A 12,135-nucleotide genomic window follows, 5' to 3' on the forward strand; every position below is an offset into this window, starting at 1 on the left:
GACCCTCCTCCTGCTCCTCTCCGCCGCCAGCTTACTTCTGGCCCGCGCACAGGTGCCGGATGAAATGGCTGCAGCACAGCCGCCGGTGCAGCAGGAAGAACAGCACGCCCGGCGTGCAGGCGAGCCGGCCCGGCTACACGCTGGAGAACACCAGGCTGGCATTGGTGCCGCCGAAGCCGAAGCTGTTGGACATCACCGTGCGCAGCGGCGCGGGGCGGGTCTCGCGGACGATCGGGAAACCCTCGGCGCGTTCGTCGAGCCGATCGATGTTGGCGGAACCGGCGACGAAGCCTTCCTTCAGCATCAGCAGGCTGTAGATCGCCTCGTGCACGCTGGCCGCACCCAGCGAGTGTCCGCTCAACGCCTTGGTCGAGGACAGCAGCGGCATGTCGGCGCCGAACGCCTCGCGCACCGCCTGCAGCTCCACGATGTCGCCCAGCGGCGTGGAGGTGCCGTGGGTGTTGAGGTAGTCGACCGGGCCGTTCACGCCGGCCAGCGCCATGCGCATGCAGCGCACCGCGCCCTCGCCGCTGGGTGCCACCATCTCCGCGCCGTCCGAGGTAACGCCGTAGCCGACCAGCTCGGCGTGGATGTTCGCGCCGCGCGCCCTGGCGTGCTCGTACTCCTCCAGCACCAGCATGCCGCCGCCGCCGGCGATGACGAAGCCGTCGCGGCCGCTGTCGTACGGGCGCGACGCGGCGTGCGGCGTATCGTTGTAGCTGCTGGAGAGCGCGCCCATCGCATCGAACTGCGCGGTCATGCCCCAGTGCACTTCCTCGCCGCCGCCGGCGAACATCACGTCCTGCGCGCCGTGGCGGATCAGGTCGGCGGCCGCGCCGATGCAGTGTCCCGAGGTGGCGCAGGCGGCGGCGATCGAGTAGCTCAGGCCGAGGATGCCGAACGCGGTGGCCAGCGTGGCCGACACCGTGGAGCACATCGTGCGCGGCACCATGTACGGGCCGATCTTGCGCACGCCCTTCTCGCGCAACAGGTCGCCGGTCTCGATCTGCCACTGCGCCGAGCCGCCGCCGGAACCGGCGATCACGCCGATGCGCGGGTGCCGCACCTGCTCGACGGCCAGCCCGGCGTCGGCAATCGCCGCGCGCATCGCCACGTAGGCGTAGGCCGCCGCGTCGCCCATGAAGCGTTTCAGCTTGCGGTCGATCGCCGCTTCCAGGTCGATCTGCGGCACGCCGGCCACGTGGCTGCGCAGGCCGCGCGTCACGTAGTCGGGGATCGCGCGGATCCCGCTGCGGCATTCGCGCAGCGCCTGCGATACGGTCAGCGGCAGGTTGCCCAGGCACGACACCATGCCCATGCCGGTCACCACCACGCGACGCATCTCAAAATCCCTCGGTGGACTGGAACAGGCCCACGCGCATGTCGCTGGCCACGTAGATCAGGCGGTCGTCGACGAAGGTCTTGCCGTCGGCGATCACCAGCGCCAGCTTGCCGCGCATCACGCGGCGGATGTCGATCTCGTAGCGCACCAACTTCGCGCTCGGCTTGACCTGCCCGGTGAATTTCACCTGGCCCACGCCCAGCGCGCGGCCGCGGCCCGGTTCGCCCAGCCACGGCAGGAAGAAGCCGCTGAGCTGCCACATCGCGTCCAGCCCGAGGCAGCCGGGCATCACCGGGTCGCCGAGGAAGTGGCAATCGAAAAACCACAGCCGCGAGTGGATATCCAGCTCGGCATGGATCAATCCCTTGCCGTAGGCACCACCTTCGCTGGCGATCCTGGTGATGCGGTCGAACATCAGCATCGGCGGCGCGGGCAGCCGCGCGTTGCCGTCGCCGAACAGTTCGCCGCGGCCGCAGGCCAGCAGTTGCTCGTAGTCGAACGAGGAAGGACGTGTCATGGAAAACTCGCGGAGTGAGGAACCCCCAGTGTGCTGGGTGGCCGTCGCAGGCGTCTTGATCCGGGTCAGCCGCCCTACCGACGCGCTGTTTCCGCGTGGGACATAACGTCGCAGCCGCGATCGAACCGGGCATGCGCGCCGAGGCTGTGCCGGCGCAACCGGGCCGCGCGCAGCAGGGCCTTGGCCAGGCGCATCTGCCAGCCGGCCTCCGCCGCCGCGGCACAGGCGCACCAGGCATCGCGCAGCGCCGCGCCTTCGCGCACCGGCCCGGCCACCCGCCACAGCAGCTCGCCCAGCGCTGCCTGCGCGTCCGCGGCCAGCCCGTCGCCGCGTTCGACCCAGCGATGGTTGCCGCCGGCGTCAGGCGGCAACGCGGCCCCGGCCAGCACGGCACCGAGCCGGCGACCGCAGGCCACCGCTTCCAGCAGCGAATTGCTGGCCAGCCGGTTGGCGCCGTGCACGCCGTTGCAGGCCACCTCGCCCACCGCGTACAGGCCGGGGAGCGTGCTGCGGCCATCCAGGTCGGTGGCCACGCCGCCCATGTGGAAGTGCGCGGCCGGGGTCACCGGCAGCGGTGAGCGGCGCGGGTCGATGCCGTGCGCCAGGCAGGCCCCCAGCACGGTGGGAAAGCGCACACGCCAGTCGCCCTCGACCGCCGTCGCATCCAGCCACACCCGGTCGCCCGCGCGTTGGGCCTGCCACACGCGACGCGCCACCACGTCGCGTGGCGCCAGGTCGCCCAGCGGGTGCAGGCCGCGCATCAGCGGATCGCCGGCGGCGTCGACGAGGCGCGCGCCGGCGCCACGCAGCGCCTCGGTAACCAGCGGCAGGCAGTGCCCGCCGACGTCCAGCGCGGTGGGATGGAACTGCACGAATTCCAGGTCGCGCGGCAGCGCGCCGGCGGCCAGCGCCAGGGCCAGCCCCGCGCCGTTCGCGCCGGGCGGGTTGCTGGTATGCGCGAACAGCGCGCCGATGCCGCCGGTGGCCAGCACCACCGCCGCGGCCTCGATGCACTCGTGGCGTCCGCGCGCGTTGCAGGTACGCACGCCGGCGACGCGGCCGTCGCGCAGCAGCAGCGCGTCGACATCGACGCCACCACGCCACTGCACGTGCCCCGCCTCCTGCACCCGCGCGCGCAGGGCGCGCACCAGCGCGGCCCCGGTGGCGTCGCCGCCCGCGTGCACGATCCGCGCCGCGCCGTGGCCGCCCTCGCGGCCCAGCTGCAGGCGGCCGTCGGCGGCGCAGTCGAACGCCACGCCCTGCGCCTGCAGCCAGGCGATGGCCTCCGGCGCGGCGCGGGTCAGCCATTGCACCGCCGCCGCATCGTTATGGTGGGCGCCGGCCTGCAGGGTGTCCTCGGCATGCGCGGCGGCGCTGTCGCAGGCGTCGAAGGCAGCCGCGACGCCGCCCTGCGCCAGCGCGCTGGCGCTGCCGCTGCCGTCGTGCGCCCGGCACAGCAGGCGCACCGGCGCAGGCGCCGCGGCGAGCGCGGTGGCCATGCCGGCCACGCCGCCGCCGATCACCACGATGGGCAAGCGTGCGTGCCTCACACCGTCTCGCGCCTGCCCACCGCCAGCATGCGCTCCAGCGCGGCGCGCGCCCGCACGATCACCTCCGGCGCGATCTCGATCGGGTGGCGCAGGTCGCGCAGCGACGCGTAGATGTTCTGCAACGTGATCCGCTGCATGTGCGGGCACAGGTTGCACGGCTTGATGAATTCGGTGGCGGGAAACTGCGAACGCAGGTTGTCCGCCATCGAGCACTCGGTGATCAGTGCGACGCGCGCCGGCTTCTCGCGCTCCAGCCACTTGCCCATCGCCGTGGTGGAACCGACGAAATCCACCTCGGCGAGCACTTCCGGCGGGCATTCGGGGTGCGCCACCAGCATCGCTCCGAACTGCTCGCGCGCATGGCGCGCCTGCTGCGCGGTGAACTTCTCGTGCACCTCGCAGCGCCCGTTCCACAGCACCAGCTCGACCTTCGTCTGGCTGGCGACGTGGCGGCCCAGGAACTCGTCGGGGAGGAAGATCACCTTGGCCGCGCCCATCGACTCGACCACCTGCACCGCGTTGGCAGAGGTGCAGATCGCGTCGGACTCCGCCTTCACCGCGGCCGAAGTGTTCGCATAACTCACCACCGGTGCGCCGGGATGCTGCGCGCGCAGGGCGCGCACGGCGGCGGCGGTGATCGACGAGGCCAGCGAGCAGCCCGCCTCCAGGTCGGGGATCAGCACGGTCTTTTCCGGCGCGAGGATCTTCGCGCTCTCGGCCATGAAGTGCACGCCGCACACCACGATCAGGTCCGCGTCGCACCCGGCGGCGGCCTGCGCCAGGCCCAGCGAGTCGCCGGTGATGTCGGCCACGCCATGGAAGATCTCCGGCGACTGGTAGCTGTGCGCCATGATCACCGCACCGCGCTGCTTCTTCAGCTTGTTGATCGCGTCGATCCACGGCAGGTGCAGCGGGATCTCCAGGCAGGGCACCAGCGGTTCCAGGCGTTCGGCCAGCGCGGCGTACTCGTGTTCGAGCTCGTCGCGCCAGACCGGCACGGGCAGCGTTGCGGAGGCGGTCATCGGAATCGCTTTTCAGTGGAGGGAAACGGGCTGGCCCAGGCCGCCCCGGCGCGGTGCGCGGCAGGCGGGTCCGGATAGGTCATGGCGGCCAGCATCATGGCGGGCGATGACACCGGCGCGCCTTGACCGGGATCAACCGCCGTCTGCGGCGGCCGGCAGACGTTCGCGATCGCCCGCTCCGGCAGGCCCGGGGCGACGCCGTCGCGGTCCAGCTTCAGATGGTTGGTCATCTGCGCCGCGCTGGAACAGCCGGAACAGGCATAGACCAGCGGCAGCATGGCGCTCATGGGCGGCACTCCACTTTCAGCAGGAAATCGTCGGCACGCCGGCGCACGCTGCGCAGCGCCGACCAGGCGGCCAGCCAGGCCAGCAACAATGCCAGCCCGGCCGCGCGGGCCAGCCACGGCCGCGGCCACAGCGCGGCGGCCGGCAACAGCAGCAACGGCAGCTGCGCCAGCAGCACGCCGGACTTGTCGCCATCGGGCAGCAGGCGCTGCACGCCCGGCAACTGCACGCCGCGGCCGCAACGCCGGTGCAGCTCGATCCACTCGACGAAGGGAACGATCTCCATGGCCATGCCGAGCAGCAGCAGCGGCAGCGCGACCCCCAGTCCCAGCGCGGCGGCCAGCAGGCCGCCACGCACGTCGAAGGCCAGCGCCAATGCCGCCAGCGCCAGCGCAATCAGCCCGGCGCGCCAGCTCCACACCAGCGGTCCGCGGCGCTGACGCGAGGCGTGCGACTGCAGCCACAGCGCGGCGATCGCGAACAGCAGCGCGTGCAACGCCACCGAGCCCGCCAGCCAGCGGCCATCCGCACCGGCCAGCCGCCCGCCGGATGCACCGAGCAGGGCCAGCCAGGCGCTGCCCAGCCACAGCGACTGCAGCCGCGCATCCACCGCGGCGGTGCCCTGGAACATCGGCATCACCACCCGCGCCACGCTGGCCAGCAGCACGATCACCCAGCCCAGCACGCCCCAGCCGGCATGCACGTCCACCCAAGCCGGCGCCGGCGGCGTCCATCCGCCGACCAGGCCCAGCGCCAGCACGCCGCCGAGCAGCGCCACCGCCGTGCCCGCGCCGATCGCCGCCCCGATGCCGGCGCGCAGCAGCCGCTGCCCCGCCGCCTGCACCAGCCCAGGCAGCGTCATCGCAGCCAACGTCGCAAACGCCAGCGGCAACAGCACGCCGGCGCCGAACAGCCCGCCGCGCCAGCCCTGGTGCAGACCCGCCACCAGCAGCAGCACGCCGAGGTTGAACGCCGCGTGCAGCGGCGGCCCGAGCCGCACACCGCCACGCACCCGCACGCCGGCCGCCGCGGGCAGGAACTGCAGCACGCTGCCGAACATCACGTTGCCCAGCACGCCGAGCGCGAACACGTGCACCAGCGCCAGCGTGCCCGGCTGCCAGCGCGTGCGCAGCAGCGCATCGCCATCGACCAGCAGCAGTGCGCCGGCGAGCATGCCCCATGCCGGCGCGCTGAGCAGAAAGCGCCGCGGCAGCGATGCGGCGGGCGCGCGATCAAGCGCCAGCCGCGCCATCGCCGTCCGGCCGACGGATCAGCACGCGCGCGCCGCCGGCGGCCAGCGCGGAGGCCGATGCGTGCAGCCCGCGCGCGGCCAGCACCTCGAGCAGCGGCAGCGGCAACAACGGGGTGAGCACCTGCACCGCCTGCCCCGGCGCCAGCGCGTCGGCCGCCGCCAGCGCGCGCAGCATCGGCTCAGGCGACGGCAGCCGGCGCAGGTCCAGTTCGGTCGGCGCGCCGTCGTCGACGCGGCAACCGGGTGATGGCGGATCGGCTCGCATGGGCGCCATCCCAGCGCAAGCGCCGCACGGATGCGCTGACCTGCATCAGACGCGGCGCCTGCCGTTCAGTGCTTGGGAAGAAAACCACTTCCCGTGGTTTTCTTCTATCGCGAGTCGGCCACTTGCGTGCCCGATTCGCGTCCCATTCCAGCTGCAACGCTGCGCTGGCAGGCGTCGCCGGCGGGTTGTCAGCGCTGGCCCGGGCCGCTGGCGCGGCCGTCGCGGCCAGCAGGCAGGCGATGGGAAGCAGCTTGCGTGTCTTGTTCATCGTGTAACCCCCGGTGGACTGTGCGCAGGCCGGGGCGGCACGGGCTTGACCGCGGTCAGTCCGCCGTCACGAAATGCGCCAGCTGTGACATCACGCCACGCGACACAGACGAGAACGCCGCCATGACGGCGGCGTTCTCGTGTAGTGAGGGATCGTTGCAGGACGTATGGACGTCCATCTGTCGCCGCGGCTCACGGCGCGGCGGCGGTCTCGTTGACGGCCTTGACGAAGGCCGGGTCGAGCCGGCCGATCACCGTGGTGCGCGCCGCGATGCGGCCCTCGGCGTCGAGCAGGATCAGCTCGCTGCTGTGGTTGAACTCGCCGTCCGGCAAGCGCCGGTACTGCAGGCCGAGCACGCCCGAGAGCCGGCGCACCTGCGCGGGCTCGGCGCGCGCCAGGGTCCAGATGCGCGGATCGAGCTTGCGCTTCCCGGCGTAGGCGTGCAACGTGGCCACGTCGTCGCGCGCCGGGTCGAAGCTCACCGCGAGCAGGTCGATCTTCGCGCGTGCCGACGGCTCCAGCGCGTTGCGGGTCAACCGCAGGCTGTCGATGATCATCGGGCAGACCATCTGGCACGAAGTGTAGAACATCGTCACCAGCTGCGGCCGCCCGCGCCGCGCTGCCAGCGGCTGCTGCCTGCCGTTCTGGTCGGTGAGCTGCACCGTCAACTGGTAGACCGAATCGCCGGGCAGCGGCGTGGCGGCGCGCGCCGCGCCGCCGCCGAACAGCAGCAGCAACGCGAACAGGGGCAACAGGCGTTTCATGGCGTATTCCTCACTCGGACTTCGCGCAACGGAAGCCCATGTTGTTGGTGGTGTCGGACGCCTTCAGCGCGGACAGCATTGCGATGCGCATCAGCACCGCGTAGTTCTCCTTTTGCTGCAGGCTGATCGCGCCGGCGCCGCAGAACTTCAGCAGGTCGGGATCGCCCTGCTGGCGGCTGTCGCTGGCGACCATCAGCGCGTTGAAGTCGTCCACCCATTCCCATACCAGGTTGTTGAGATCGCGCACGCCGTAGACGTTGGCCGTACCGCCGATGGCCGGCAGAGCCGTGCCGGAGGGGCGCGAGTACCAGCCGAGGATGCCCTCGCGCCAGGCTGGATCGGCACGCGCGTCGCGGCGGGTGGCATCGGCGGCCGCCGCGTACTCCCATTCGTACCAGCTCGGCAGACGTGCCTGCTCGCTCTCGCAGTACGCCTGCGCGGCGAACCAGCTGACCCGGGTGACGGGCTGACGCGGCAGCGCCTGCTCGCCCAGCGTGTCGGCACTGGTCCAGTGGCTGAGGTAGCGCGCGTCGGCCAGGATGCTGGCGACGCGGTCGCGCCGCCATTGCGGATGGGCCTTCACGAAGGCCAGGAACTCGGCGTTGGTGACCGGCTCGGTACGCAGGCGGAACGGCGCCACCTGCGCCGCTGCCGCCTTGCCGTCCGCCGGCAGCACACTGGTGAAACCGCCTCCCGGCAGCGCGGCGTAATCCGCCGCCGCCACCGGGAGCGCCAGCACCAGGCCGAACCACGCCAGTGCCAGTCGGGCGCGCATCGTCAGTGTCCTGCCGCCGGTGCGGGAGCCGCCGCGGCACGCGCCTTGGCCACCTCCTCCTTGCTGAACTGGCCGCCGGGATTGCCCCAGCTGTTCAGCACGTAGGTGAGGATGTTGGCCACCTCGTCGTCGGCCAGCTGACTCATCGGCGGCATCACCGAGTCGTACTCGTGCCCGTTGACGGTGACCTTGCCGGTCAGACCGTGAGTGACGATGGTCATCGCGCGCTTCGGATCGGCCGCGAGCAGATCCGACTTCGCCAGCGGCGGGAACACGTTGGGCAGGCCCTCGCCGTTCGCCTGGTGGCAGACCGAACAGGTGCCGGCGAACAGCTGTTTGCCCGCGGCGATCTGCTCGTCCCTGGTCAGCGTGCCGGCCGCATGCGCCTTCGCCGCCGTGCTCACCGCCTGCAGGTTGGCGCCGGCGCGATCGCCCAGGTACACCGAGTCGACCTCCTTGCCCGAGTAGATCGCCTTGTTCTCCGTACCTTCCACCTTGAGGATGCCCAGCGCACCCTTGTTGAAGGCGCGGAAGATCGAGTGGTCGACCAGCACGTAGCTGCCCGGCACGTCGGTGTGGAACTCGACGATCGCGGCGCCGCCGGAGGGGATCAGCGTGGTCTGCACGTTGTGCTGCGCCACCGTGCCGCCCTCGGGCTGCACCTTGTCGAAGATCTCGCCGATCACGTGGAAGCTGGAGACCAGGTTCGGGCCGCCGTTGCCGACGAACAGGCGCACCTTCTGGTCGGTCTTGGCGGTCAGCGCGTTGTCGCCGGTGATCGAGCCTTCCCTGCCGTTGAACAGCACGTAGGTCGGGTGCTCGTCGATCGCCTTCTCCATGTCGAACGGCTGGTGGCCCTTCTCGCGGTACTTGCCGGTGGTGTAGAAGTCGCCCTGCATCACGTAGTACTCGTGGTCGACCGGGCTGAGGCCCTCCGGCGGCTCGACCAGGATCAGGCCGTACATGCCGTTGGCGATGTGCATGCCCACCGGCGCGGTGGCGCAGTGGTAGACGTAGATGCCCTGGTTCAGCGCCTTGAAGGTGAACTGCGACTCATGCCCGGGCGCGGTGAAGCTCGATGCCGCGCCGCCGCCCGGCCCGGTCACGCCGTGCAGGTCGATGTTGTGCGGCATCTTGCTGTCCGGCGCGTTCTTCAGGTGGAACTCCACCGTGTCGCCCTGGCGCACGCGGATGAAGCTGCCCGGCACCGTGCCGCCGAAGGTCCAGAAGGTGTAGCTCACGCCCTCGGAGATCGGCATCTCCTTCTCGACCACCTCCAGCTCGACGATGACCTTCGCCGGATAGTTGCGGTGGATGGGTGGCGGCACATGCGGCGGGCTGGTCAGCACCGCGTGGATCGGCTCGCCCTGCGGCGGACCGAAGTCGCCGCGCTCGGAGGCGACCGAGGTGCTGGTGACCGGCGCGGTCGCGTTGGCGGCCGGGCCGGATGACGAAGCGGATGGTTTGCCTGAACAGGCGGCCAGCGCCAGCATGGCGACGGCAGCGACGTAGAGGTATGGACGTGTCATGAAACGTTCTCCCTGGGTACTGGTGCCAGCCTAGGGAAACGTCACATGTTGCGTTTGACCTGGGTCAACCGCCTGCCACTCGGAACGCTTCTGCGTCACCCTGCCACAGCGCGCGAAACACCCGGTTCTCAGCCCGGCTTGCCGTCGATCCGCGGGGTCAGATAGATCCACGCCGAGCGCAGCACCCAGGGCAGGAACGCGAGCAGCCAGCCGTACGCGGCGATCACCAGCCACAGGTAGACGTCGCCGCCCAGCTCGGCACGGATGCGCACCAGCGCGACCAGTTGCAGCAGCGCGAAGCACAGCCACGGGATCGCGCTCATTTCCAGCGGCCGGCCGGAGTGGCCCTGGGTCACCCGGGTCACCATCGCCACCAGCATCGAACCGAAGTAGCCGATCGCCAGCGCATGCAGCGGCGCGCGGCCAAGGATGTGATGACCGCCCACCGCATAGACCACGTCCTGCACCGCGTACAGCACGAACGCCACCGGCAGCCATGCGAACGCCAGGTGCAGCACCGCCAGCAGCCCCGGGCGCATCGCCTTCCACGGCTGCCAGGCCAGCGCATGCCAGGCGAACACCAGCGCCAGCGGCACGTCCGCCAGCCACAGCCAGCCCAGCGCGTCGCGCCACTCCAGCAGCAGGTGCACCAGCAGCAGCACCCACACCACCGGCAGGCTCCAGCGCGGGCGCACCACGGTGTAGCCCTTCGCCACGTTGCCGCTGAAGAATGGCAGCATGCGGTGGGTCACCGTGAAATAGATCGGCAGCAGCAGGCCGTAGGTGCCCAGCTTGATCGCCAGCAGCGCGCACTCCGCCGGCGCACCGAACAGGAAGGCGAGGAACACGGCCAGCCCCAGCGTGCCCAGGCTCAGCGCCGCCAGGCAGGATTTCGCGTGCTGCAGCTTGTCGTCGGCCCCGCGCAGCACCTGGGCCAGCGTGACGACGCCGACCAGGTAGCCCGCCAGCATCAGCGCCACGCCCAGCCGCAGCAGCCAGATCAGGTCGAGCAGGCCCACGTTCGCCAGCACGTAGCCGACGAAGATGCCGCCGGCCACCGACACGTAGCGCGCGCGCGGCAGCGCCGGCCGCCCCAGCCAGCGCGGGAACGTGGTCAGCAGGAAGCCAAACATGAACAGCGGGAACAGCCCGTACTGGATCAGCATCGCGTGCGCCCAGCCCGGCGGGATCGGCGGCTGCGGCCAGCCGGCCAGCCCGAAGCGCATCCAGGTCAGTTCCACCGCCCACCACCCCATGCTCAGCAGCACCGCCACCGTCCCGGCGAAGAACAGCAGCCGGTGCGGCGCGGACGCCAGCAGGGCCGGCAGTTCGGCGAAGGTCGCCGGCTTCGCCGTCGACGTCGGAGTGTCAGCCATGATGTGCCTGCCTGAATGAGAACGATTCGCCATGTTGGCAGTTCGCCCGCCGTGCCTGCCATGACTTGTATCAGACCCCGCCGGCCGCCGCACCACGCCGGCGGCGCGGCGACGGCGGCAACCCGCCGTGCAGTTGACTCCGGTCAACGCCGACCCGCGCCGACTCGCGCATCCTGTCGGCATCCACGCGGGAGGCACGCTCATGGGCAGGCTCGATGGCAAGGTGGCACTGGTGACCGGCGGCGCGGTGGGCATCGGCGCCGCCTGCGTGGCGCGGCTGGCGGAAGCGGGGGCCAGGGTCGCCATCGTCGACCTGCATGACGAACCGGGCGGGCAACTCGCCGCCCGGCTCGGCGCGGCCGCACGCTATTTCCACGCCGACGTGGCGGTGGAGGCCGAGGTGGCGGCGGCGATCGCCGGCGCGGTGGCTGCGTTTGGACGTCTGGACGTCCTGGTCAACAACGCCGGCATCGCTGGGACGAACAAGCCAACCCACGAGCTCACCGAGGCCGAATGGGACCGGGTGCAGGCAGTCAACGTGAAGGGCGTGTTCTTCTGCACCAAGCACGCGATCGCGCCGTTGCGCGCGGCCGGCGGCGGCAGCATCATCAACCTGTCGTCGATCTACGGCCTGGTCGGCGCGGCGGACTCGCCGCCGTACCACGCCTCCAAGGGCGCGGTGCGGCTGATGAGCAAGACCGACGCGATGCTGTACGCGGCCGACCGCATCCGGGTCAACTCGATCCACCCCGGCTTCATCTGGACGCCGATGGTGGAGCAGCACCTCACCTCGATGGGCGGCGACCCCGCGCAACACCGGCGCGAAGTCGGCGCGCTGCATCCGCTCGGCCACATGGGCGAGCCGGATGACATCGCGTGGGGCGTGCTCTACCTTGCCTCCGACGAATCGAAATTCGTCACCGGCAGCGAACTGGTCATCGACGGCGGCTATACCTGCCACTGAGAGGTTGTGACTATTCAACCTCGAAGTCCGGCCATGGCGAGGGCATGGATGCCCGAGTTGAGGCAATGCAGGAGCAGTTGCCCGATGGCCGGTCGCGGATCGGGCACGAAAGTGCCCGATTCGCGTGAGCGAGTCCGGACAAATCCGCCGGAGCGGATTTGAACAGCCGCAGGCTGGCCCGCAGGGTGCATGCCAGGATGGCATGCATACATGTGCCGGACTCGCG

At 71.1% G+C, this 12,135-nt stretch carries 12 protein-coding genes; 1 reads left to right on the forward strand and 11 read right to left on the reverse strand.

Translation table 11 applies throughout. The features are described from left to right. Nucleotides 1-133 precede the first annotated feature (133 nt). The 11 genes from fabB to AC1Q5A_RS02835 all read right to left on the reverse strand — a co-directional run bounded on the left by fabB (nucleotide 134) and on the right by AC1Q5A_RS02835 (nucleotide 10,945). A complete protein-coding gene (gene fabB / locus AC1Q5A_RS02785) occupies nucleotides 134-1,342 on the reverse strand; it encodes a beta-ketoacyl-ACP synthase I (protein WP_492698044.1) in 1,209 nt (402 codons plus the stop codon). Nucleotide 1,343: 1 nt separating this feature from the next. After that, complete coding sequence (gene fabA, locus AC1Q5A_RS02790) at nucleotides 1,344-1,859, reverse strand: 3-hydroxyacyl-[acyl-carrier-protein] dehydratase FabA (RefSeq protein WP_492698046.1); 516 nt, start codon at nucleotides 1,857-1,859, stop codon at nucleotides 1,344-1,346. A gap of 74 nt (nucleotides 1,860-1,933) precedes the next feature. Then, nucleotides 1,934-3,409, reverse strand: a complete 1,476-nt coding sequence (locus AC1Q5A_RS02795; RefSeq protein WP_492698048.1) for an L-aspartate oxidase — start codon at nucleotides 3,407-3,409, stop codon at nucleotides 1,934-1,936. Beyond that, entirely contained in the window at nucleotides 3,406-4,431 is a 1,026-nt protein-coding gene (gene nadA, locus AC1Q5A_RS02800; RefSeq protein ID WP_492698049.1) for a quinolinate synthase NadA, read from the reverse strand. Before nadA ends, AC1Q5A_RS02795 begins: the two co-directional genes overlap by 4 nt. Further along, entirely contained in the window at nucleotides 4,428-4,718 is a 291-nt protein-coding gene (locus AC1Q5A_RS02805; RefSeq protein ID WP_492698051.1) for a hypothetical protein, read from the reverse strand. Before AC1Q5A_RS02805 ends, nadA begins: the two co-directional genes overlap by 4 nt. Then, nucleotides 4,715-5,968: a hypothetical protein gene (locus AC1Q5A_RS02810; protein ID WP_492698053.1), complete on the reverse strand. Its 1,254-nt coding sequence runs from the start codon at nucleotides 5,966-5,968 to the stop codon at nucleotides 4,715-4,717. The genes AC1Q5A_RS02805 and AC1Q5A_RS02810 overlap by 4 nt, the downstream gene beginning before the upstream one ends. Then, nucleotides 5,949-6,233, reverse strand: coding sequence for a DUF2249 domain-containing protein (locus tag AC1Q5A_RS02815; RefSeq protein WP_492698055.1), 285 nt, complete (start codon nucleotides 6,231-6,233; stop codon nucleotides 5,949-5,951). Before AC1Q5A_RS02815 ends, AC1Q5A_RS02810 begins: the two co-directional genes overlap by 20 nt. 459 nt (nucleotides 6,234-6,692) lie before the next feature. After that, the gene (locus AC1Q5A_RS02820) at nucleotides 6,693-7,265 is read right to left on the reverse strand and encodes an SCO family protein (RefSeq protein WP_492698057.1); all 573 of its coding nucleotides are present in this window, start codon (nucleotides 7,263-7,265) and stop codon (nucleotides 6,693-6,695) included. Between the two features lie 10 nt (nucleotides 7,266-7,275). Continuing rightward, entirely contained in the window at nucleotides 7,276-8,040 is a 765-nt protein-coding gene (locus AC1Q5A_RS02825; protein WP_492698059.1) for a formylglycine-generating enzyme family protein, read from the reverse strand. A 2-nt stretch (nucleotides 8,041-8,042) separates the two neighbouring features. Beyond that, nucleotides 8,043-9,569, reverse strand: coding sequence for a copper-containing nitrite reductase (gene nirK, locus AC1Q5A_RS02830; RefSeq protein WP_492698061.1), 1,527 nt, complete (start codon nucleotides 9,567-9,569; stop codon nucleotides 8,043-8,045). Nucleotides 9,570-9,697: 128 nt separating this feature from the next. Continuing rightward, entirely contained in the window at nucleotides 9,698-10,945 is a 1,248-nt protein-coding gene (locus AC1Q5A_RS02835; protein WP_492698063.1) for an NnrS family protein, read from the reverse strand. Between the two features lie 202 nt (nucleotides 10,946-11,147). Here AC1Q5A_RS02835 and AC1Q5A_RS02840 point away from each other — a divergent pair, with 202 nt between their 5' ends. Then, on the forward strand, nucleotides 11,148-11,909 hold the full coding sequence (locus AC1Q5A_RS02840) for a glucose 1-dehydrogenase (protein ID WP_492698065.1): 762 nt from the start codon (nucleotides 11,148-11,150) through the stop codon (nucleotides 11,907-11,909). Nucleotides 11,910-12,135 lie beyond the last annotated feature (226 nt).

This window comes from Rhodanobacter sp. GW835-FHT13D09, from assembly GCF_058793995.1.